The sequence below is a fragment of the Micromonospora chokoriensis genome, from assembly GCF_900091505.1.
Lineage (GTDB): Bacteria > Actinomycetota > Actinomycetes > Mycobacteriales > Micromonosporaceae > Micromonospora > Micromonospora chokoriensis.
In genome coordinates, this window is sequence record NZ_LT607409.1 from 5,848,249 (window position 1) to 5,870,304 (window position 22,056).

20 protein-coding genes are annotated in these 22,056 nt (G+C 71.1%); 13 read left to right on the forward strand and 7 right to left on the reverse strand.

Annotated features, from left to right (window positions below; genetic code table 11):
- The first annotated feature begins 42 nt into the window (after positions 1-42).
- Positions 43-1,125 carry an AraC-like ligand-binding domain-containing protein gene (locus GA0070612_RS26470; protein WP_088990375.1) on the forward strand — a complete coding sequence of 361 codons (1,083 nt, stop codon included), beginning with the start codon at positions 43-45 and terminating at the stop codon, positions 1,123-1,125.
- Between the two features lie 111 nt (positions 1,126-1,236).
- Here the strand turns inward: GA0070612_RS26470 and GA0070612_RS26475 are convergent, their stop codons facing one another.
- The gene (locus GA0070612_RS26475) at positions 1,237-1,386 is read right to left on the reverse strand and encodes a transcriptional regulator (protein ID WP_088990376.1); all 150 of its coding nucleotides are present in this window, start codon (positions 1,384-1,386) and stop codon (positions 1,237-1,239) included.
- A 247-nt stretch (positions 1,387-1,633) separates the two neighbouring features.
- On the opposite strand from GA0070612_RS26475, the gene abc-f reads away from it, so the two are divergent.
- Entirely contained in the window at positions 1,634-3,271 is a 1,638-nt protein-coding gene (gene abc-f, locus GA0070612_RS26480; RefSeq protein WP_088990377.1) for a ribosomal protection-like ABC-F family protein, read from the forward strand.
- Between the two features lie 56 nt (positions 3,272-3,327).
- Here abc-f and dnaE read toward each other — a convergent pair whose 3' ends face one another.
- Entirely contained in the window at positions 3,328-6,858 is a 3,531-nt protein-coding gene (gene dnaE / locus GA0070612_RS26485) for a DNA polymerase III subunit alpha (protein WP_088990378.1), read from the reverse strand.
- A gap of 147 nt (positions 6,859-7,005) precedes the next feature.
- On the opposite strand from dnaE, the gene GA0070612_RS26490 reads away from it, so the two are divergent.
- The 3 genes from GA0070612_RS26490 to GA0070612_RS26500 all read left to right on the forward strand — a co-directional run bounded on the left by GA0070612_RS26490 (position 7,006) and on the right by GA0070612_RS26500 (position 8,842).
- Positions 7,006-7,626: an L-threonylcarbamoyladenylate synthase gene (locus GA0070612_RS26490; RefSeq protein ID WP_088990379.1), complete on the forward strand. Its 621-nt coding sequence runs from the start codon at positions 7,006-7,008 to the stop codon at positions 7,624-7,626.
- 87 nt (positions 7,627-7,713) lie between these two features.
- Complete coding sequence (locus tag GA0070612_RS26495) at positions 7,714-8,259, forward strand: RNA polymerase sigma factor (protein WP_088990380.1); 546 nt, start codon at positions 7,714-7,716, stop codon at positions 8,257-8,259.
- Positions 8,260-8,299: 40 nt separating this feature from the next.
- Entirely contained in the window at positions 8,300-8,842 is a 543-nt protein-coding gene (locus GA0070612_RS26500; protein WP_088990381.1) for a hypothetical protein, read from the forward strand.
- Between the two features lie 5 nt (positions 8,843-8,847).
- Here the strand turns inward: GA0070612_RS26500 and GA0070612_RS26505 are convergent, their stop codons facing one another.
- Complete coding sequence (locus GA0070612_RS26505) at positions 8,848-10,227, reverse strand: serine/threonine-protein kinase (protein WP_088990382.1); 1,380 nt, start codon at positions 10,225-10,227, stop codon at positions 8,848-8,850.
- 122 nt (positions 10,228-10,349) lie between these two features.
- On the opposite strand from GA0070612_RS26505, the gene GA0070612_RS26510 reads away from it, so the two are divergent.
- The 7 genes from GA0070612_RS26510 to GA0070612_RS26540 all read left to right on the forward strand — a co-directional run bounded on the left by GA0070612_RS26510 (position 10,350) and on the right by GA0070612_RS26540 (position 16,516).
- On the forward strand, positions 10,350-10,919 hold the full coding sequence (locus tag GA0070612_RS26510) for a hypothetical protein (protein ID WP_088990383.1): 570 nt from the start codon (positions 10,350-10,352) through the stop codon (positions 10,917-10,919).
- A gap of 115 nt (positions 10,920-11,034) precedes the next feature.
- Positions 11,035-11,376, forward strand: coding sequence for a PadR family transcriptional regulator (locus GA0070612_RS26515; protein WP_088990384.1), 342 nt, complete (start codon positions 11,035-11,037; stop codon positions 11,374-11,376).
- Complete coding sequence (locus GA0070612_RS26520; protein ID WP_088990385.1) at positions 11,373-12,320, forward strand: permease prefix domain 1-containing protein; 948 nt, start codon at positions 11,373-11,375, stop codon at positions 12,318-12,320. Before GA0070612_RS26515 ends, GA0070612_RS26520 begins: the two co-directional genes overlap by 4 nt.
- Before the next feature lie 146 nt (positions 12,321-12,466).
- Complete coding sequence (locus tag GA0070612_RS26525) at positions 12,467-13,792, forward strand: sensor histidine kinase (protein WP_088990386.1); 1,326 nt, start codon at positions 12,467-12,469, stop codon at positions 13,790-13,792.
- Positions 13,789-14,484, forward strand: a complete 696-nt coding sequence (locus GA0070612_RS26530; protein ID WP_088990387.1) for a response regulator — start codon at positions 13,789-13,791, stop codon at positions 14,482-14,484. The genes GA0070612_RS26525 and GA0070612_RS26530 overlap by 4 nt, the downstream gene beginning before the upstream one ends.
- A gap of 80 nt (positions 14,485-14,564) precedes the next feature.
- On the forward strand, positions 14,565-15,458 hold the full coding sequence (locus GA0070612_RS26535; protein WP_088990388.1) for an ABC transporter ATP-binding protein: 894 nt from the start codon (positions 14,565-14,567) through the stop codon (positions 15,456-15,458).
- A complete protein-coding gene (locus tag GA0070612_RS26540) occupies positions 15,455-16,516 on the forward strand; it encodes an ABC transporter permease (RefSeq protein ID WP_088990389.1) in 1,062 nt (353 codons plus the stop codon). The genes GA0070612_RS26535 and GA0070612_RS26540 overlap by 4 nt, the downstream gene beginning before the upstream one ends.
- A 175-nt stretch (positions 16,517-16,691) precedes the next feature.
- On the opposite strand, the gene GA0070612_RS26545 is transcribed toward GA0070612_RS26540, so the two are convergent.
- Positions 16,692-17,792, reverse strand: a complete 1,101-nt coding sequence (locus tag GA0070612_RS26545; RefSeq protein ID WP_157742616.1) for a peptidoglycan-binding protein — start codon at positions 17,790-17,792, stop codon at positions 16,692-16,694.
- A gap of 249 nt (positions 17,793-18,041) precedes the next feature.
- Between GA0070612_RS26545 and GA0070612_RS26550 the strand changes: the two genes are divergently transcribed.
- On the forward strand, positions 18,042-19,085 hold the full coding sequence (locus GA0070612_RS26550) for an RICIN domain-containing protein (protein WP_088990391.1): 1,044 nt from the start codon (positions 18,042-18,044) through the stop codon (positions 19,083-19,085).
- A 12-nt stretch (positions 19,086-19,097) separates the two neighbouring features.
- Here GA0070612_RS26550 and GA0070612_RS26555 read toward each other — a convergent pair whose 3' ends face one another.
- The 3 genes from GA0070612_RS26555 to GA0070612_RS26570 all read right to left on the reverse strand — a co-directional run bounded on the left by GA0070612_RS26555 (position 19,098) and on the right by GA0070612_RS26570 (position 21,849).
- The gene (locus tag GA0070612_RS26555; protein WP_231924349.1) at positions 19,098-19,724 is read right to left on the reverse strand and encodes a DUF402 domain-containing protein; all 627 of its coding nucleotides are present in this window, start codon (positions 19,722-19,724) and stop codon (positions 19,098-19,100) included.
- 66 nt (positions 19,725-19,790) lie between these two features.
- On the reverse strand, positions 19,791-20,012 hold the full coding sequence (locus GA0070612_RS26560; protein WP_088990393.1) for a hypothetical protein: 222 nt from the start codon (positions 20,010-20,012) through the stop codon (positions 19,791-19,793).
- A gap of 1,084 nt (positions 20,013-21,096) precedes the next feature.
- On the reverse strand, positions 21,097-21,849 hold the full coding sequence (locus GA0070612_RS26570; protein WP_088990395.1) for a YebC/PmpR family DNA-binding transcriptional regulator: 753 nt from the start codon (positions 21,847-21,849) through the stop codon (positions 21,097-21,099).
- Positions 21,850-22,056 lie beyond the last annotated feature (207 nt).

Consider the following 22,056-nt stretch of genomic DNA (forward strand, 5'->3'; position numbering starts at 1 on the left):
CCACAGTGGCCCGTCGACCATCGAAGAGGATCGAGGCAGCCCGTGCTCACCGTAGGCTTGGCGGACACTGTCGTGGTGCCTCCGAGCGAGCGGTTCGGGTATTGGCACGACCTGGTGGCACGCGAGTCGGTGCCGATGCGCATCCACAGTGCCCACGCAGCGGACTTCCAGGCCCGGGCAGAGGTCATCAGCCTGGGCGAGGTAGTGCTCTCGACCTGGCGGTACCCCTCCCTGGACATGCAGCGGACCGGCACCTTCATCCGCCGCAGCGACCCGGAGATGTACCAGTTCGCACTCCCGTTGTCCGGGCAGGGCGGGTTGGAGCAGGAGCGCCGGACCAACACCTTCACGCCGGGCAACTTCGCCATCGTTGACACGTCCCGACCACACCAGTCGACCCATCAGGGACGGTCGCGCCACGAGGGCATGTTGACCACCCGGACGATCCTCGTCCCGCACGGCCTCCTGCCGGTGCATCCCAACAAGATCACGCGGGTGCTCGGCACGACCATCTCCGCCACCGAGGGCATCGGCGTCCTGCTCAACCAGTTCGTCCACCAGGTGATGACCCACCCCGAGCAGTACGACGAGCGCGACATCCCGCTCCTGGGCACCGTCGTGCGGGACCTCATCTCCGCGATGGTCGCCCGCCAGTTGGACCTCACCGACACCCTGCCGACCGAGGTACGCGGCCACAACCTGCGCCTGCTGGTCAGGGCGTTCATCGACGAGCACCTCGCCGACCCGGACCTGTCGCCCAGCGCCGTCGCCGCCGCTCACCACGTCTCGCTCCGCAGCCTGCACCGCGCGTTCGAGACCGAGGACCAGACGGTCGCCGAGATCATCCGCAGGCAGCGCCTGGATCGGTGCGCCCGCGACCTCCGCGATCCTCTGCTCCGGGGGCGCCCCATCCACAGCATCGCCGCCCGCTGGGGTTTCCGCTCCCCGGCCCACTTCAGCAGGGTCTTCACCACCACGTTCGGGGTGTCCCCCCAGGCCTTCCGCGGCGACCCACGCGCCCACCCCCAGTTGTCCCGTGAGAACTGGCCAGCCCGCGGCGGGCCCGAACGACGCCCGGCGGCGTTGCCCTCACACCCGCTCGAACCGCCGGCGTCTCCCGGGTGACCGCGCGCCGCTACCTGGAATACCTGGTGACCACCGACAGCGCAGTTACCGGCCCGGTGAGCACCTCGACTCGGCCATCTGCGCGGATGTGCCGTCGACAGCCCAGGCGCGTCAGGCGATCTGACGAAGGTCGTCGCCGTAGTCGAAGATGATCCGCATCCGGGCACCGAGTGCTCGTGCGTATCGGCTCAGCGTCGCGACCTCGTTGGCCTCCAGATCACCGTTCTCGATCTGACTGACCCGGCCGGGCGTGACCCTCATCTGACGCCCCGCCTATTGCGGTGGCGGAGTGAAGATCCGTTGTTAGACTGGGCCCGTTGGGTCAGCGGTACGACCAGGGAGACCAGACATGGCGGGTGACGACGACATCTCCGGGTGAGACCGGATGTGTGCGGCCATCGGTTCGGCGCGTTCTACGCAGCTGCGGTGGCCATGACGGCGTTCCACCGGTCCCGTTTGTCGTCGGGCGCGCTCGAACGCGCCCAACCCACCCTTTGAGGTCACTCGCATGTCTGATGCGTTCATCGTCTGCTCGAACCTGTCCTTCTCCTGGCCGGACGACACCCCGGTCTTCTCGGAGCTGTCCTTCACCGTTCCCGGCGGTCGCACCGGCCTGGTCGCGCCCAACGGCGCCGGCAAGAGCACCCTGCTGCGGCTGATCGCCGGGGAGCTGCGGCCCAGCGGCGGCAGCGTCACCGTCGACGGTCTGCTCGGCTACCTCCCGCAGACCCTCCCCCTGGCCGGTGACCTGGCCGTGGCGCAGGTGCTCGGCGTCGCCGAGCGGATCGCGGCACTGCACGCCATCGAGGCCGGAGACGCCAGCGAGGCGCACTTCGCCACCATCGGCGACGACTGGGACATCGAGGAACGCACCCGCGGTGAGCTGGACCGCCTCGGCCTCGGCGACCTGGCGCTCGACCGGCCGTTACGCACCCTCAGCGGCGGGCAGGTGGTCTCCCTCGGCCTGGCCGCGCAGCTGCTCCGACGCCCGGACGTGCTGCTGCTCGACGAGCCGACCAACAACCTCGACGTGGAAGCCCGGCACAAGCTCTACGACGTGCTCACCGACTGGTCCGGGTGTCTGCTGCTGGTCAGCCACGACCGGGAGCTGCTGGATCGGATGGACCGGATCGCCGAGTTGGAGCGCGGCGAGATCCGCTGGTTCGGGGGCAACTTCACCGCGTACACCGAGGCGGTGCAGGCGGCGCGGGAGGTCGCCGAGAGCAACCTGCGCAACGCCGAGCAGGAGGTGAAGCGGGAGAAGCGGGAGATGCAGCAGGCCCGGGAGCGGGCCGACCGGAGGGCCAGCAACGCCTCGAAGAACCTGAAGAACGCCGGGCTGGCCCGGATCGTCGCCGGCGGGCTCAAGCGCAGCGCGCAGGAGTCGGCGGGCAAGGCCCAGGAGACACACTCCAGCCGGCTCGGCCAGGCCAAGGCCCGACTGGACGAGGCCGGCCGGGCGGTCCGCGAGGAGGACCGGATCGTCGTGGACCTGCCGGACACGACAGTCCCGGCCGGACGGACGGTCTTCACGGGTACGGGGATGCGGGCCCGCTTCGACGACCGGGAGCTGTTCGGCGGCGACGGCGCCGACCTGGTGATCCGGGGTCCGGAACGGATCGCGCTCACCGGGGCGAACGGCGTCGGCAAGTCGACCCTGCTGCGCCTGGTCAACGGCGACCTCGAACCGGCCGGGGGTGACGTCAAGCGGGCCGACGGCCGGATCGCGTACCTGTCGCAGCGGCTGGACCTGCTGGACCTCGACCGGACGGTGGCGGAGAACTTCGCCGCGTACGCGCCGAGCCTGCCGGACGCCAGGCGGATGAACCTGCTCGCCCGGTTCCTGTTCCGGGGTGCCCGGGTCAACCTGCCCGTCGGGGTGCTCTCCGGCGGTGAGCGGCTGCGCGCGACCCTCGCCTGCGTGCTCTGCGCCGAGCCGGCACCGCAGCTGCTGCTGCTCGACGAGCCGACCAACAACCTGGACCTGGTGAGCGTCGGTCAACTGGAGAGCGCGCTGAGCGCGTACCAGGGCGCTTTCGTCGTGGTCAGCCACGACGAACGGTTCCTTGCCGAGATCGGCGTGCAGCGCTGGCTGCGGCTGGCCGACGGCCGGCTCCGCGAGATCGCCGCCCCCGAGCGGGGCTGAGCCCGGCGACCGTCCGCGGCCCGGCCGGCGATGACGCCGGCGGGGCCGCGGACCGGTCAGCTCACGTTGGCCGGGCCGAGGACGCTCTTCAGGTCACCCATCAGCGCGGTCGTCGCCGCCACCCGGAACGGGCCCAGCCGCAGGGTGGTGGTGCGCCCGCCGTTGAGGAGTTTGACGTGCACCTCGGTGTCGCCGGGGTGCAGCACCAGGGTCTCCTTGAGCTTCTCCATCAGTGGCGGTGTGCAGCGGTGCACCGGGATGGTCAGGGTGACCGGCTTGTTGGTGGCGCTGGTGCTGACGTCCGGCATGGACATGTCCATCGCCATGATCCGGGGGGTGTCGTCGCGGCGGTCCACCCGCCCCTTGACCACCACGATGGCGTCCTCGGCGATGTACTGCCCGATCACCTCGTAGGTGTTGGGGAAGAACAGCGCCTCCACCCCACCCGCCAGGTCCTCCAGCGTGGCCGACGCCCAGGCGCGGCCCTGCTTGGTGACCCGGCGCTGCACCCCGGAGAGGATGCCGGCGAGGGTGACCACCGCCCCGTCGGGCACCGCGCCGTCCTCGGCCAGGGACGCGATGGTGGTGTCGGCGGCGGCGCCGAGGATGTGCTCCAGACCGAACAGCGGGTGGTCGGAGACGTACAGGCCGAGCATCTCCCGCTCGAAGGCCAACTTGTCGCGCTTGTCCCACTCGCTGTCACCGATCACCGGCATCACCGTCGTGCTGCCGGTGTCGGCGTCCCCGAAGCCCGCGCCGAACAGGTCGTACTGGCCGACCGCCTCCTTGCGCTTGACGTCGGCGTACGCGTCGATGGCGTCGGCGTGGACCGCGAGCAGACCCTTGCGGGGGTGGTCGAGGGAGTCGAACGCACCCGCCTTGATCAGCGATTCGATGGTCTTCTTGTTGCAGACCACCGCGTCCACCTTGGACAGGAAGTCGTAGAAGTCGGCGTACTCGCCCTTCTCGTCGCGGCACCGCATGATCGAGGCGACCACGTTCGCGCCGACGTTGCGGACCGCCGCCAAACCGAAGCGGATGTCCTTGCCGACCGGGGTGAACGGCCCGGCCGAGGTGTTCACGTCCGGCGGCAGCACCTGGATGCGCATCCGGCGACACTCGGACAGGTAGAGCGCCATCTTGTCCTTGTCGTCACCGACGGACGTCAGCAGCCCGGCCATGTACTCGGCCGGGTAGTGCGCCTTCAGGTACGCCGTCCAGTAGGAGACCAGGCCGTACGCGGCGGAGTGCGCCTTGTTGAACGCGTACCCGGCGAACGGCACCAGGACGTCCCACACCGCCTGGATCGCCTCGTCGGAGTAGCCGCGTTCGCGGCAGCCGTCCCGGAACGGGATGAACTCCTTGTCGAGGATCTCCTTCTTCTTCTTACCCATGGCCCGGCGCAGCAGGTCCGCCTGACCGAGGCTGTAACCGGCGAGGATCTGCGCGGCGCGCTGCACCTGCTCCTGGTAGACGATCAGGCCGTGGGTGGGTGCCAGGATCTCCCGCAGCGGCTCCTCCAGCTCCGGGTGGATCGGCGTGATCTCCTGGAGGCCGTTCTTACGCAGCGCGTAGTTGGTGTGCGAGTCGACGCCCATCGGGCCGGGCCGGTACAGCGCCAGGACGGCGGAGATGTCCTCGAAGTTGTCCGGCTTCATCAACCGCAGCAGCGACCGCATCGGCCCACCGTCGAGCTGGAACACGCCGAGGGTGTCACCCCGGGCGAGCAGGTCGTACGCGGCCTTGTCGTCGAGTGGCAACGCCAGCAGGTCGAGCTTCTCGCCGTGGTTGAGCTCGATGTTCTTGACCGCGTCGTCGATGATCGTCAGGTTGCGCAGGCCGAGGAAGTCCATCTTCAGCAGCCCGAGCGACTCGCAGGTCGGGTAGTCGAACTGCGTGATGATCGCCCCGTCGGCGTCGCGGCGCATCAACGGGATGTGCTCGATGATCGGCTCGGCGGACATGATGACGCCGGCGGCGTGCACACCGGTCTGCCGGATCAGCCCCTCGATGCCCTTCGCCGTGTCGATCACCTTGCGGACGTCCGGGTCGGAGTCGTACAGGCCGCGGATCTCGCCGGCCTCGGCGTACCGGGGGTGCTTGGTGTCGAAGATGCCGGTGAGCGGGATGTCCTTGCCCATCACCGCCGGTGGCATCGCCTTGGTGATCCGGTCGCCGACCGCGTACGGGTAGCCGAGGACCCGGGCGGAGTCCTTGATCGCGGCCTTCGCCTTGATCGTGCCGAACGTGGCGATCTGGGCGACCTTGTCCTCACCCCACTTGTCGGTGACGTACTTGATCACCTCACCGCGCCGACGCTCGTCGAAGTCGATGTCGACATCCGGCATGGAGACCCGCTCGGGGTTCAGGAACCGCTCGAAGATCAGACCGTGCTGGATCGGGTCGAGGTCGGTGATGCCCAGCGCGTACGCGACGAGGGAGCCGGCCGCCGAACCACGGCCCGGGCCCACCGAGATGCCCTGGCTCTTGGCCCACTGGATGAAGTCGGCGACCACGAGGAAGTACGACGGGAAACCCATCTGGTTGATGACGCCCAGCTCGTACTCCGCCTGGACGACGTGCCCCTCCGGGATGCCGTTCGGGTAGCGGCGGCCCAGCCCGGCGAAGGTCTCCTTGCGGAACCAGGACTCCTCGGTCTCCCCCTCCGGCACCGGGAAGCGCGGCATCAGGTTGTGGAACTCGAACATGCCCTTCGGGTCGACCTTCTCGGCGACCAGCAGGGTGTTGCGGCAGCCCTCCTGCCACAGCTCCGACGAGTCCACCGCGCGCATCTGGTCGGCGCTCTTGATGAAGTAGCCGCCACCCTCGAACCGGAACCGGTTCGGGTCGTCGATGTTGCTGCCGGTCTGCACGCAGAGGAGAACGTCGTGCGCGGTGGCCTGCGCCTCGTGCGTGTAGTGCGAGTCGTTCGTGACGACCGGCGGGATGTCCAGCTTGCGGGCGATCTCGGTCAGCCCCTCACGGACCCGGCTCTCGATGGAGAGGCCGTGATCCATGATCTCCAGGAAGTAGTTGTCCTTGCCGAAGATGTCCTGGTAGCTCGCGGCGACCTTGAGCGCCTCGTCGAACTGGCCCAGGCGCAGGCGGGTCTGCACCGCGCCGGACGGGCAGCCGGTGGTCGCCATGATCCCCTCGGCGTGCTCGGCGATCAGCTCCATGTCCATCCGGGGCCACTTGACGTAGTGCCCCTCCATGGACGCCCGCGAGTTGAGGGTGAACAGGTTCTTCAGACCCTGCGCGTTCTTCGCCCACATCGTCTTGTGGGTGATCGCGCCGTTACCGGAGATGTCGTCGCTCTTCTGCTCCGGCCGACCCCACTTGACCCGAGCCTTGTGATAGCGCGACTCCGGCGCCACGTACGCCTCGACGCCCAGGATCGGCGTGATCCCGGCGGCCATCGCCTGGTTGTAGAAGTCGTTCGCGCCGTGCATGTTGCCGTGGTCGGTGATCGCCACGGCCGACATGCCGAGCCGGTTGGCCTCGGCGAACAGGTCCTTCAGCCGGGCCGCTCCGTCGAGCATCGAATACTCCGTGTGCACGTGCAGATGCGCGAACGAATCAGCCATGCGTGGCGCCCCCCGGCGGTGTGGATCTTGGTGGTCGGAGCCGACCGGGACCTACCCTACCGAGGTGATCTCGGCGGCTCCACCGTCCGCGCCGACGGTCGTGGCCCTCGTCTCCTGCCCGGTCCCGGATGCGCCTAGGCTCGCAGGATGGCGAGGTACTACGACGTGCACCCGGAGAACCCCCAGCCCCGGATCATCGGCCAGGTCGCCGACCTGATCCGCGGTGGCGGGCTGGTCGCCTACCCGACGGACTCCTGCTACGCGCTCGGCATCCAACTGGGCAACCAGGACGGGCTGGACCGGATCCGGCAGATCCGCCACCTCGACGACCGGCACCACTTCACGCTGATCTGCCGGGACTTCGCGCAGCTCGGCCAGTTCGTCCAGATCAGCAACTCGGTCTTCCGGTCGGTGAAGGCGTCCACCCCGGGCAGCTACACCTTCATCCTGCCGGCCACCCGTGAGGTGCCGCGCCGGATGTTGCACCCGAAGAAGCGCACCGTCGGCGTACGCGTACCCCGGCACACCGTCACCCAGGCGTTGCTGGCCGAGCTGGGCGAGCCGCTCGTGTCGAGCACCCTGGTCCTGCCCGGCGACGACGAGCCGATGACCCAGGGCTGGGAGATCAAGGAACGGCTCGACCACCAGGTCGACGCGGTGCTCGACGCCGGCGACTGCGGCATGGAGCCGACGACCGTGATCGACCTGTCCGGCCCGGAACCGGAGATCCTGCGCCGGGGCGCCGGCGACGTGTCCCGCTTCGAATAGCCGTCGGGTGCCGGACCGAACGGGGACGCTGCGGCACCACCCGCCGTACGCTCGGGGATCGGCACCGGCGAGCATTGGACACCCGGCATGCCCGACGCGGACGACATCGACGCCCTGGCCCGGTCCGCCGCACACGGCGACCCGGCGGCGTTGGACGCCCTGCTGCTCGCGGTGCGCCCCGAGGTGCTGCGACTGTGCGCCCGGTTCCTGCCCCATCGGGAGGACGCCGAGGAGGCCTGCCAGGACACCCTGCTGGCCCTGGCCAACGGCATCACCCGGTTCGAGGGACGCTCCTCGTTCCGCACCTGGCTGCACCGGCTCGCCGCCAACCGGGCCCGCTCGACGTACCGCGCGCTGCGCCGCCGCTGCCGGCTGGAGGCCGGCGGCGTACCACTGCCCGACCGGGCCGACCCACGACGGACGAGCGTGGTCGCGGGCACCCGCCTCGACCTGCTCGACGCCTTCGACGCCGTCCGCCCCGACCTCGCCGAGGTGGTGGCCCTGCGCGACGTTCTCGGGCTGAGCTATCCCGAGATCGCCGAGTTGCTCGACGTGCCGGTGGGCACCGTGAAGTCGCGGTTGCACCTGGCCCGCCACCAGGTCCGACAACGGCTCGGCACCGACCCGGGCTGAGTTGGCGCGACGCGTCGACGATCGGGGGGAAGGGGGACGGGTGACTGCTCTCCGCCGGGCGGCCGGCCGGGCCGGCACCGCTCTCGCGGTCACCGTGGCGGTCGCCGCCTGCGGCAGCGACGCGGTCTCGCCGCTGCCCGTACAGCCACCCGGACCGTCGACGACGGCGGTGGCGTCTGCCCCCACGCCGTCGGTGACGCCCGGCGTCAGCCGGTCGGCAACTCGGCCGCCGCCGGCCGCCGAGGCGCCGATACCGCCCGCGCCGGTCAGGACCCGGGGTACGCCACCGCGACCGACCCCGTCACCGACCACGCCGACCAGCAGTTGCCTCGGCGCGGTCCGCTACGACCTGCCGGTGGCCGACACCGAACTGGAGTTGCTGCGGTCGCTCTGCGTCGCCACCGGCGCGGTGCTGCGAATCCAGGGAATCGGACCCGGCCTGGTCACCGTGGACCGGCCGGAGCTGGTCTCGCAGCACTACGAGGCCGGGGTGGTGGACATCCGGTTCGTCCGACCCGGCACCGTCGCCGTCACGATCCCGAAGGACGACCGCGCGCACACCATCACCGTGGTGGTCCGTTAGCCGACTCAGCGCACCCGCACGCCGGCGAGCAGGGTGTCCACGAACGCGGTGGTGTCGTCCGGGGGCGTGATCTGCACGTACACCAGGGCGGCCCGGCCGGGATGCAGGCCGGCGGACTCGACGATCCGCGGCCGACCCCGGTCGCAGCGGTACGCCACCACCGTCCATTCGACGCCCGCCTGGCGGGTGGTGCGAGCCGGGGCGGGCGTGCAGTCTCCGTGCGTCCGCTCGGCCAGGAATCCGGCCGGTGTGGTGCGGGCCGCCGTGGCGGCGGAGAAGCCGACGAACGCGCCGGGCAGCCGGGGGTCGGCGGCCCAGCGGTGCGGTTGCGGCGACATCACCAGCGCCGCCTCCGGTCGGCCAGCGGCGTCGAACTGGCCCGCCCAGGTGCTACCCGTGGCGGACCAGCCGGCCGGCACCAGCACGGTCAACGGCCCGCTCGTGTACGTCTCCGCGGCGGGCCGCCCCGACCCGGCACCACCGGGCTCCGCGTCCACCCCGCCCAACAGCGCGGCGGCCACGAGAGCCGGCCCGGCCCACCGCAGCCGGTGACGACGGCCAGCCGCCCGGCCGGGTGACGGTGGCAGCCGTGCCGGGCCGCTCGCGCGCACCAGCGCGGCCCGCAGGGCGGCAGCGTCGGGATAGCGGTCGTCCGGACGGTGGGCGATGGCTCGGGCGAGCACCGCCGCGACCGCCGGTGGCACGCCGTCCCGGAGTCGAATGTCGAGGGCGCGGCGACCCGGGGCGGCGCCCACCGGGTCGGCGGCCAGCAGTCGGATGCCGAGCCGGCCGAGCCCGTACACGTCGGCGCGGGTGTCGACCACCGCGCCCGGGTCGTCCTGCTCCGGGGCCATGTACCCGGGAGTGCCGGCCCGGGCGGTCAGCCCGGAGGCGGCGGCGAGCGCCTTCGCGAGGCCGAGGTCGGCGATCAGCACCTGTTCGGCGTCCGGGCCGACAGAGCGGAACAGGATGTTGCCCGGCGTGAGGTCACGGTGCACGACGCCGTGTCGGTGCAGCACGGCGACCCCGGCGCAGACCTGGCCGAGCAGCCGCAGCGCCGAGGAGGCGGGGATCTCGTCGGCGGCCAGGCGGTCCCGCAGGCTCCCCCGGTCCGCCCAGGCCAGGACCGCGTACGGGCGACCGTCGGGCAACTCGCCGACGGTGTGCACCCGGATCAGTCGCTCGTGTTCCAGTCGGCGCAGCAGCCGGGCCTCGTCCAGAAAGCGTTCCCGCACCCGCAGGTCGTGGCTCCAGTTCTCGGCCAGCACCTTGATCGCGACGCGGGTGTCGAGGACCGCGTCGTAGCCCAGCCATACCGTCGCGAACGATCCGACGCCGAGCAGTCGCTCGACGGCGTAGGGCCCGATCCGCAGCGGAGCCGTCACGGTGTCACCCCCGGCCGGCGTTTCTCTGCACAGTAGACCGGGCCGGGCGTGAACCTCACGAACCGTTGGCTCCGGCGCGGTGACTAACAGGGCAGGACACCTCGTCACCGAAGGAGAACGCCATGAAACGTCAGTCACTCCTCCTCACCATCGCCCTCCTGACGCTCGGCACGCTCGTCCCGGCCACCGTCGCCGGCCCGGCAGCGGCGGCTGCTCCGGTCGGCGCCACGCCGACCGCGGGACACCAGCACCCGCAGGTGCTCGGCGTGGGCGGCGCCGGGGCGTACCGGATCGGCGCCAGCCTGGCGGCGCTCACCGCGGCCGGGCACATCGACTGGACCGCGTCGAGCTGCGGCGGGGTGGTGCACGCCGGCGCGACCGGCTCCTGGGCCGGCGTGATCCTGCTGGCCTTCCGCGACGGCCGACTGGTGGAGGTCGGTACGGCCACCGCACCCCCGCACTCGCCCGCCGGGGCGTCGGTCGGCATGTCCTTCGCCGAACTGGAGGACATCTACGGGCGGCGGGGTTCGCTGATCCGCAACGACGCGGGGGACGCCGAGGCGTACCTGGTGCGGGTCGGCTCGCGGGTGGAGTTGTTCACCGGGCACCCGATCCGGCCGGGCGTCGGCTACTTCCAGGTCGGGCCGGCCAGCTTCGTCGAGCGCAACTTCCGGCAGGGCACGGCCTGCTGAGCAGGGATTACTGCGGGGCGTCCGGTGTGGGCCGGGCGCCCCGTTCCCGTACCTGCGGGCAACACAACGGTATCGCCGTAGACAACACTGTGTGTCACACAGTATGGTGTGACACATGGTTAGCGAGGACGTTCTACGGACGCACCTACAGGAGTTGCGTCGAGGCACCGTCGTGGTGGCCAGCCTGGTCGCGCTACGCCGACCTGACTACGGCTACGCACTGCTGCAAAGGCTCACCGAACACGGCTTTCCGGTGGACGCCAACACCCTCTATCCGCTGCTGCGCCGCCTGGAGGACCAGGGGCTGCTGACCAGCGAGTGGAACACCGAGGAGAGCCGGCCGCGCAAGTTCTACCGGACCAGCGACGAGGGCGAGTCGATGCTGAGCCGGCTACTGGACGACCTCGCCGCCGTGCAGACCTCCGTCACCGGGCTGATCCAAGGAGTGGACCGATGAACACCCTGACCGACCGCTACCTCGCCGCCACCCTGCGCTCGGTGCCTGCTCCGCGTCGCGACGAGATCGCCAACGAGCTGCGCGCGTCCATCGACGACATGGTCGAGGGTCGGACCGACAGCGGCCAGGACGCCGCCACCGCCGAGCGGGAGGTGCTCACCGAGCTGGGCAACCCCGACGTGCTGGCCGCCCGGTACGCCGACCGCCGGCTGCAACTGATCGGCCCCACCTACTACCTGCTCTGGCTGCGACTGCTGAAGCTGCTGCTCAGCTTCATCCCGGCGCTCGTCGGCACGATCGTCACGGTGGTCGAGGCCGCCGAGGGAAAGGGCTTCGGCGCCATCGGGCCCGGCCTCGTCGTGGCTATGCAGGTGGCCGTCCAGATCGCCTTCTGGCTCACAGTGACCTTCGCCGTCATCGAGCGCAGCCAGGCCGCCGTGGACCTGCCGGAGTGGACCGTCGACCAGCTGCCCGACGCCCCGGCCCGCCGGGGCATCCCCCTCGCCGACACCATCGCGTCCGTGATCATGCTGGTGCTGACCATCGGCTACCTGCCGTTCCAGCACTACCGGTCGTGGGTGCGGGACACCGACGGCGAGAACATCCCGCTCCTCGACCCGGCCCTCTGGTCGTTCTGGCTGCCGGCGCTGATCGTCGTGCTGGTCCTCAGCGTCATCTTCGAGGTCGTGAAATACCGGATCGGCCGTTGGACCTGGGGCCTGTTCGGCGTCAAGGCGCTGCTCAACCTGGCGTTCTCGGTGCCGCTGGCGTGGCTGGCGCTCTCCGACCGGCTGCTCAACCCGGCCCTGGGCGAGCGACTGAGCTGGGTCGCGGAGGCGGACAACCGGGAGTCCATCGGACTGGCCATCGCGGTGGGTACCGCGGCGGTCGTGGTCTGGGACCTGGTCGACACCGCCCGCAAGACGCGCCAGCAGACGGCGTGAGCGACACCCGAGGCGGCCCGGCGCGGAGTACGCGCCGGGCCGCCGCCCGTCGGCGTGCGGGCAGCGACACCCGACCACCCCGTGACCACGGCGGCGGACGCCCGCCCGGTCTACGGGCGGGCAGACCGTCGTGGCATCGTTCCCGAATGACCGAGGCACCGCGAGAGGAATGGCGCCGCCCGGGCCCGACGGCCGAGCAGCGGCGCAACGACCTCTGGATCGGGCTGGCGGTGACCGGGCTGGCGGTGTTCAGCCTCACCCTGGCCCGCAGCGCCGGGATGTTCCTGCTGGGCCCTCCGCCGTCCGGCCCGGAACAGCTCTTCTGGACCGTCGCGGTGACCCTGCCGCTGATGTGGCGGCGGCGCTGGCCGGTCGCGATCCTGCTGGTCGTCTCGGTGGCGTTCATCGCCGCGCAGGCACGGTCCGCCCCGGAGACCCAACTCTCCTCGGGGGCCCTGTTCAGCGCCCTCTACTCCGTCGGCGCCTGGAGCAGCGACCGTCGCCTGGCCCGCCGACTGCGGATCGGCGTGATCGTCACGATGTTCGTCTGGTTGGGCATCTCCTACACGGCGGTGATCGACCAGATTCCGCCCGGCACCTTCTCCGACGCGGTCGGGCCGGTGCCCCCGGTGCTCGCTGCGATGGTCAGCGGTGTGCTGGTCAACGGACTGTTCTTCGGCTTCGCGTACTTCTTCGGCGAGACGTCCTGGGTGGCCGCGCGGCGGGAGCACGAGCTGCGCGAACAGGCCGAGGAACTACGCCGCTCGCAGGCCGAGGCCCGGGAGCGGGCCGTGCTCGGCGAACGGGTCCGGATCGCCCGGGAGCTGCACGACGTGGTCGCCCACCACGTGTCGGTGATGGGCGTGCAGGCGTCCGCCTGCCGCCGGGTGTTCGACCGCGACCAGGACAAGGCCCGCACCGCACTCACGGCGATCGAACAGAGCGCGCGTACCGCCGTCGACGAACTGCGTCGCATGCTCGGCGTGCTGCGGACCTCCAACGGCGCCGACGCCGCGCCGCCGGCCGCCGGCGGCGTCGAGCGGATCGGCGAGCTGGTCGAGCGGGCCCGCGTCGCCGGCCTGACGGCAACCCTCGGGGTGTACGGCGACGCTGTCGCGTTGCCCGAGTCGGTCTCGCAGGCGGCCTACCGGGTGACGCAGGAGGCGGTCACCAACACCCTGAAACACTCCGGGGCGGGCCTGTTGGACGTACGGGTCCGGTACCTGGCCCGGGAGGTGGAGGTCGACGTGACCGACGACGGACGGGCCGACGGCCGGACCAACACCCAGGGTCTGGGGCTGATCGGGATGCGTGAACGGGTCACCGCCCACGACGGCGACCTGGAGGCCGGGCCGCGCGCCGGCGGCGGTTGGCGGGTCCGCGCCCGTTTCCCCCTGGCCTCGGCGGCGGGCCCTCGGCACCAGCCGGGCGACGAGCGACTCCGGACCGTTGACGGGGAGGACAGGGCATGAGCACCACAGGGCAGACGGTTCGGGTCCTTCTCGCCGACGACCAGCATCTCGTCCGCACCGGCTTCCGGGTCATCCTGGAGGTGGAGGACGACATCGAGGTGGTCGGCGAGGCCGCCGACGGCGAACGAGCCGTCAGCATGACCCGGGCCACCAGCCCCGACGTCGTACTCATGGACGTCGAGATGCCCGGGATGGACGGCCTGGAGGCCACCCGGCAGATCACCGCCGACGGGCCCGGTGCGCCCGCGGTGCTGATCCTCACGACGTTCGACCGGGACGACTACCTGTTCGCCGCGCTGCGGGCCGGGGCCAGTGGTTTCCTGCTCAAGAACGGCACACCCGAGGAACTGGTCGAGGCGATCCGCGTGCTGGCCCGGGGTGATGGCCTGCTCGCCCCGGAGATCACCCGGCGGGTGATCTCCACGTTCGCCCGCCCCGGTGACCCGGCGGGCACCGCCCACCGGGGCCAGGACGCCGACGCCGCGCTGGCCGAGCTGACGCCCCGGGAACGCGAGGTGCTGGTCCTGCTCGCCGCCGGATCGAGCAACGCGGAGATCGCCGCGACGATCCACCTGGGCGAGGCGACGGTGAAGACGCACGTCAGCCGGGTCCTGGCCAAACTCGGCCTGCGCGACCGGGTGCAGGCGGTGGTGTTCGCCTACGAGAACGGGGTGGTCCGGCCCGGCGGCTGACCGCCGTCCGTCGCGAGGCGGACCGCCCGTTCAGCCGCCGGACGGACGGCGGGAAGGCGTGTTCGATCTAGCGTGGATCCGTGACCAGAACGCTCCGCCTCGACGGTGTCGACCGCAGTTTCGGCGACCGCCAGGTGCTCAACAACGTGTCCTTCGAGGTGGCCGCCGGGCGGATGACCGGCTTCGTGGGCGCCAACGGCGCCGGCAAGACCACCACCATGCGGATCATCCTGGGTGTGCTCTCCCCCGACGCCGGCGAGGTGAGCTGGGGCGGTACGAAGCTGACCCGCCAGGACCGTCGGCGCTTCGGCTACATGCCGGAGGAGCGGGGCCTCTATCCCAAGATGACCACCCGGGAGCAGGTGAGCTACCTCGGCCGGCTGCACGGCCTGGACGCCGCCGCGGCACGACGGTCCACCGACACCCTGCTGGAACGGGTCGGCCTCGGTGAACGCGGCGACGACCTGCTGGAGACGCTGTCGCTGGGCAACCAGCAGCGTGCCCAGATCGCCGCCGCGCTGGTGCACGACCCCGAGGTGCTGGTGCTCGACGAACCGTTCTCCGGCCTCGACCCCCTCGCGGTCGACACCGTCGTCACCGTACTGCGGGAGCGGGCCTCGGCCGGAGCGCCGGTGCTCTTCTCCAGCCACCAGCTCGACGTCGTGGAGCGCCTCTGCGACGACCTGGTGATCATCGGAGCCGGGGTGATCCGGGCCGCCGGCAGCCGGCAGCAGCTACGTGACTCGTACACGACGCCCCGCTTCGAGCTGGTGGTGGCCGGCGACGCCGGATGGGTCCGCGACCACCCCGGGGTGACGGTGGTCGAGTTGGACGGCCCGCGCGTGGTCTTCGACCTGCCCGCCGGCGCCGACGACCAACAGGTGTTGCAGGCGGCCCTCACCCGCGGCCCGGTCCGCGCCTTCCGCCCGGTCAGCCCCTCGCTCACCGAGATCTTCCGAGAGGTCACCCAGTGAACGTCACCCAGGCCACCCGGCTGGTCGCCGAACGCGAGATCCGGGTCAAGCTCCGCGACCGCACGTTCCTGTTCGGCACGCTGTTCTTCCTGCTGATCGCCGCGGCCGGCACCATCCTGCCGCCGCTGCTCTCCGGCGGGCCGTCCACCGTCGCGGCGACCGAGAGCGTGGCCGGTCCGCTGCGCGCCGCCGGCCTGGACGTCCGGGTGGTCCCCGACGACCGGGCCGCCGAGCAGGCCGTCCGCGACGACGACGTGGACGCCGCCGTGGTCTCCGGACCGGCCGTCCTGGCCATGGACGAAGCCCCCGACGACGTGGTGCGGGCCCTGAGCAGCCAGCCGACGGTACGTCTGCTCGACCCAGACGCGGTCGACCCGGCGGTGGCGTTCCTGGTGCCCCTCGTCTTCGCGTTCGTCTTCTTCCTCACCTCGCAGACGTTCGGTGTGCAGATCGCGCAGAGCGTCATCGAGGAGAAGCAGACCCGGATCGTGGAGATCCTGGTCGCCGCCGTGCCGGTCCGGGCCCTACTGGCCGGAAAAGTCGTGGCCGGCGCCATCCTCGCGTTCGCGCAGATCGCGGTGATCACGGTGGTGGCGGTGATCGGGCTGCGAATGGGCGACAGCGACGGACTGCTCCACCTGCTCGCCCCGGCGATCGGCTGGTTCGTGCCGTTCTTCGTGATCGGGTTCGTGCTGCTCGCGGCGATGTGGGCGGCAGCCGGCGCACTGGCCAACCGGCAGGAGGACATCGCCGCGGTGTCGACGCCGGTGCAACTCGCCGTCATGCTGCCGTTCTTCGCGGTGATCTTCCTGAGCGACAACGACGCCGCGATGCGGGTGCTGTCCTACCTGCCGTTCTCGTCGCCCACCGCCATGCCGCTGCGGCTGTTCACCGGCGACGCGGCCGGCTGGGAACCGATCGTCTCGCTGGTCGTCCTGCTCCTCGCCGCCGGCGCGTTCCTGGTCGCCGGCACCCGGGTGTACGAGGGGTCGCTCCTGCGCACCAACGGCCGGACCTCCCTGCGTACCGCCTGGCGGGAGCGGGAGACGATCGGCTGAGCCGACGGTTCGCCTGCGGGCGCCGGTGTCCTGGTCGGACACCGGCGCCCGCTGTCGTACGGCACCGTTCCGACCCTCGTTCGGTGGCTGCGAACAGTGCGAACACTCCTAGGGTGATTGTCATCGCCGCGACCGGGGGGTTCTTCATGGCTCGCAAGACGTTCGACCCGCTGCGTCACGGCAACGGGGCGCAGTCCCAGTGCGCGAAGCTGGTGGTACGCGACCACACGTCCCGTGCCGCCCGGACGTTCCACACCGGGTCGAGCGCGGTCCGACGGTCGACGCCGAGGCGGGACAACTCCACGTCGCTGAACTGGAACACCCCCCAGCGCCGTGACCCGTCCGCGGCGATCTCCACCCGGTACGGGTCGAGCCCGGACAGGCACCGCGCCACCTGCTCCGCTGCCACCGGATCCTCCGGGAACGCCTTCCGCACGTACCGTCCGACCCGCTCCTCCGGCCACCTGGCCGCCACCAGATCACCCGACAGTTGGTCGAGCATCCTGCCGTCGGCGGTGCCGCTGACCGGCAGGCCACCCAGTGCCTGGAAGGCGATCAGCCGGCTGGTGGTGTCCGGGCCGAACCAGCCGTCCACCGGCACGAACAGTCCGCCCGCCACCAGTCGTTCCTGGAGGCTCTGCACGCACGGGCCGTACATGCCCTGGCGCAGGACGACCGGGCAGTCCTCGGTCGGCGCGTCGTCCGTCGTGGGGTTGGCGCGCGGCAGCAGCGCCCCGGCCGCGCCGACCGTCAGCACGGCGAGCAGCGCGACCGCCGCCAGCCGGAGGCGGCGGCGGGCCGACCGGGGCACGTCGGGTGACACCGGCTCCGGTGGGACCGGCCCGGTCGGCGGGGCCTGGTCCGACGGCAAAGCCGGAGCGGCCGACGGGGCAGGATCTGCCGACGGGGCAGGATCGGCGGGTGGAGCTGGGTCGGCGGGCCTGTCCGTCGCGATCCCCGTCTCCTCAACCACCACCCGGTCCCGTTCGCTGAGGTGGGCCTCGATGTCACGCCGCACCGTCAACCACCGCTCGACCTCGCCGGCTGTCGTACCGCAGGCCGCCAGCAACGCCACGACGGTCCGTTCCCGGGGCAGGGTGCTCCGACCCAGCATCGTGGCCAGCGTGCTCGCGGGAAGCCAGTGTCCGGTGGCCGAGGCCCGGCGGGAGATCTCCCGGTAGGTCAGGCCGGAGCGCCGACGGACGTCTCGGAGCAACGCGACGTACTCCCCCGCAGTGGACGCCTGCGGCGCCAGATCCAGGGCAGCGTCATCCATCGAATCCCCCAGTTCGTTGGTGTCGTCGGGTCCGGGCCGGTCCCGGTCCGGACCCGTGGGCCGTACGCCGTCAGCGGCGCGGCCGTCGAGCAAGACGCTAGAGAAGGCCGTTGGTCGGAACAATGGCCTGACCGCCTCGGCGCGGTGTCCACGCAGCTCAAGGCCAGCTGTCCGGGTTTGTCCGACCATCTCGGACAGTCGCCGGACCCCGCCTTGCCCCGACGGCTGCGCGGTCTGGAGAATCGGGCGATGTCCACGGGGGAACTTCGACCGGACGAGGCGGCTGACCCGGCCGAGTTCGTCGACCTGCTTCGCCAACTCAAGGACCGGTCGCGGCTCACGTACCGCCAGTTGGAGCAACGCGCGGCGGCGGCCGGTGACGTGCTCGCCCGCAGCACCGCGGCGGACGTCGTCCGTCGGACCACACTGCCGCGACCCGAGGTGGTGGCCGCCTTCGTCCGGGCCTGCGGTGCCGGCGACGAGGTCGAGGCGTGGCTGCGGGCGCGGCACCGCCTCGCGGTGGGCGCCTACGCACCGGAGTCGCCCACGCCCGACCAGCCGTCCACGGACCGCACCGCTCCCGACCACCTGTCCGCCGCGGTCACGGTGCCGGGGGTCGTGGACGGGAGCGTGGCCCGTTCGCGGTGGTTCAGCCGGCCCCTGCCGCTGGCGCTGTCTCTCGTCGGCACCCTGCTGGTCGCGCTCGGCGTCGGTGTCTGGATCCAGCGGCCCGACGACAAGCAGCGAAAGACGCCGCTCGGCGCACCGACCACCTCCGCGAGCGCCGCCCCGACGTCCCCACCGGACGACAGTGCCGGCCCCACGCTCGCGCCGAGCGCACGGTTGAGCCAGATCCGGCCCGCCCGTAGTCCGCAGTTCTGTGTCACCGAGGGGCGGGATCGCACCGGCCGGTACCGGCACGAGGTGGCAGTGCAGCGTCCCTGCGCGGAGGCCACCCCACCGGACACCTACCTGGAGCCGGTGTCGGACGGGGTGTACCTCATCAAGTGGGACCACCCGGCACACGGGGTGGGGTGCCTCAGCGTCCGGGACGAGGATCCCGGACGGAACATGCTCGAACCCGTGAGCGACTGCTCCACCACCTCGTCCCGACTGTTCCGGTTCGAGTCGACCGGGTCGACGCCGACGTCGTACCGTATCCGGCCGGCCGACGGCGACCTGTGCGTCGGCCTGCGCGACGACGACACCGAGGCCTCGGCCGAGGCGCTGGCCGAACCGTGCACCAACGGCGCGGACCAGGTGTTCCTGGTCGACACACTGCCGGGCCGCTGAGTCGGGGGACGCTCAGCGGGCCGGGGGCACCCGGTCCCAACCGACCGGCAGCGGCGGCGCGGACCAGGCCGGGTCGGGCTGCCAGGTCGCCCACGCCGGGTCCCACCACCGCTCACCGGCGTCGAGCAGCGCGGCGATCCGATCGCCCTCGGCCTGGATCGCGTCACCCATGCCCGGGTAGCGCCCCTCGTCGAGGCGCTGGGCGAACAACTCCACGTCCTTCCACACGTACCGGTCGGCGTCCGCACCCCACCACAGGTCCAGCTCGTGGTCCAGGGTGTCCACCCCGATCGGGGTACGCCGCACCGGGTCCTGGAGGTTGAAGTACCAGCCGGCGAAGTCGCGCCCCGGCCCCGTCCAGAACACGTCGATCGAGTGCGCCTCACCGGGGCGTTGCAGCATCAACTTGCCGTGGCCCCACCAGGAGCGGTGCCCGGCGGTCTCCCACGGGTGCCTGCCGCAGGGGAAGACACCGTCCGTCGGGAAGCCGAACTCGGCACCCGGCGGGAGGTAGAGCGCGAGCAGGTCGGGCGAGTCCTCGACGCAGATCGTCGGGCAGGCGAACCACACCTCGCCGCGCAGCACCTCACGCCGCACCACGGTGTCGCCGGGCGCGAACCGGTCCGCCAGCACTGTCACCTCCGCGCTCTCTCCACCGAGGTCTCAGGCCGGAGCAGCCCTCGGGCAGCCCCGGCCGGTCACGAGTCAGACGGGCTCGATCGTGAGGTCGGTGACCTGGTCGTCCTTGATATCAAACACGAGGGCGAAGGACAGAGGTCCGCCGGGGAAATCACCGTCCCCGGAGGCCACCAGCCGGTCGTCCGCGAACGAGGTCGGCGTGAGCACGACCTTCGGGTTGATCAGGTGCCCCTGGATCCACTCGCGGATCTCGGCCTCGCCGGCCCAGGTCTTCCCGTCATCGCGCACGGTGGCCCCGTCGCCGAAGCGAAAGCCGGTAGCGCTGGGGTTGACCCGAATCTACGGACAGGGTCGATGAGTTGACCTCACGCCATTTTGCTGAACGAACTGCTCGTGTAGGCGGTGGCCTCGTAGGCGGCAGAGTGCGGGCGACCTCCGGTTGGGCCAGGCCCATCGGTGACGCCGTTGCGGCGGAACCATCTTCGTGCGGCCGGCCGAGCTACGAAGACTGCCAGCCAGCCAGGCGAGGCGGGCGAGTGCGCCGCCCCCACCTGGAGCCGGACCGGACGTGCGGAAAATGGAGTCGTCACATGCAGGTGACCGAAGCCTTAGATGCGATCGCGGCACTTATCAGTGCCAGCGAGCACCCCGACATCACGGCGGTAACGCGCTACGGCGGGGACACCAGCCCGGGCAGGCAGTCACCCCCCGGTGTCAAGGTCATCTATCGATCTGGCTCGTCCGCCCTGTTGTGGGCTGCCGAGAAGCCACGCCCTGTTCCGACTCCGGAGCCACTCCCGGCGGAGATGCCCCCGCCTACGCAGCGGGCAACCCGAATGCTCGCGTTCGCCACACAGCTACTCGACTACGCGCGCCCACCCGTCTCCACGACGTGGGAGACGTGCGCGTACCCCGGCGTTCACCTGTCGTCGTCCACGCTACGGATCAACTGCGCGGATGGCACGAAGATCTACCTCCGAGTGACAGTGGCATCCGGCCCCGGCCGTGAACCGGAGGCGGATCCTCACCCGGATTACCGGATTCCCGAAGGAGTCCGTGAATGGCCCCTCAGAGTCACTGTGCCGTCTGCGGCGCAAGGGTAGGCGTCGCGCCCGGCAAGGGCTGTCCGCCGCACCAGGCGATGGGCAGCAGGGGCACTTGCCCCGGGTCGGGACAACCGACCTCCTGACTGAACCACAAAACGGAGGGGGCCCGGTGAAGGCCCCCTCCGTTACGGCTTTCTGGCCTCGCTGCCGTACCTCGTGAGATCTTGGACAGTTTCCGTTCGCACATGACGGAAACTGTCCAAGATCTTTGTCTCCGGGCGGCTGCGGTGGCCGCGATGACCTCGCGTTGAAGGTGTTCAGCGCCCTCAGGCGTCGACGGCCGCCATCACGTCGTCGCTGACGTCGAAGTTCGCGTAGACGTTCTGCACGTCGTCGCAGTCTTCCAGCACGTCGATCAGCTTGAAGACCTTGCGCGCGCCCTCCTCGTCCAGCGGGATGTTCATGCTGGGGATGAGGGAGGACTCGGCCGACTCGTACTCGATGCCGGCGTCCTGCAGGGCGGTGCGGACCGCGATCAGGTCGGTCGGCTCGGACACCACCTCGTACGCCTCACCGAGGTCGTTGACCTCCTCGGCGCCGGCGTCGAGGACGGCCATCATCACGTCGTCCTCGCTGGTGCCCTCCTTGGGGACGATCACCACGCCCTTGCGGGAGAACAGGTACGACACCGAACCGGCGTCGGCCAGCGAGCCGCCGTTGCGGGTCAGCGCGGTGCGCACCTCGGTCGCCGCCCGGTTGCGGTTGTCGGTGAGGCACTCGATCAGCATCGCGACGCCGTTCGGGCCGTACCCCTCGTACATGATCGTCTGCCAGTCGGCGCCGCCGGCCTCCAGGCCGGAGCCGCGCTTGACGGCGCGGTCGATGTTGTCGTTCGGCACCGAGCTCTTCTTCGCCTTCTGGATCGCGTCGAAGAGGGTCGGGTTCCCGGAGGGGTCGCCGCCACCGGTGCGCGCGGCCACCTCGACGTTCTTGATCAGCTTGGCGAACATCTTGCCGCGCTTGGCGTCGATGACGGCCTTCTTGTGCTTGGTCGTCGCCCACTTTGAGTGGCCGGACATCTTCTACCTCCGTCTGTCATTCCACGCCTGCATCGACTGCCGCACCGATGACGCGCCGCATCGGGCGGTCCGGCGGCCGGTCGGCTCCGCGGGAATTGCCGCACCGGGCGACGGCCCTGCCGAACCGCGGCAATCTTACCGAGGTCGCACCCGGGCGTGTCACATCCGGCACCCGCCGGGGTGCCGCCGGCGACCCATGGGACAACC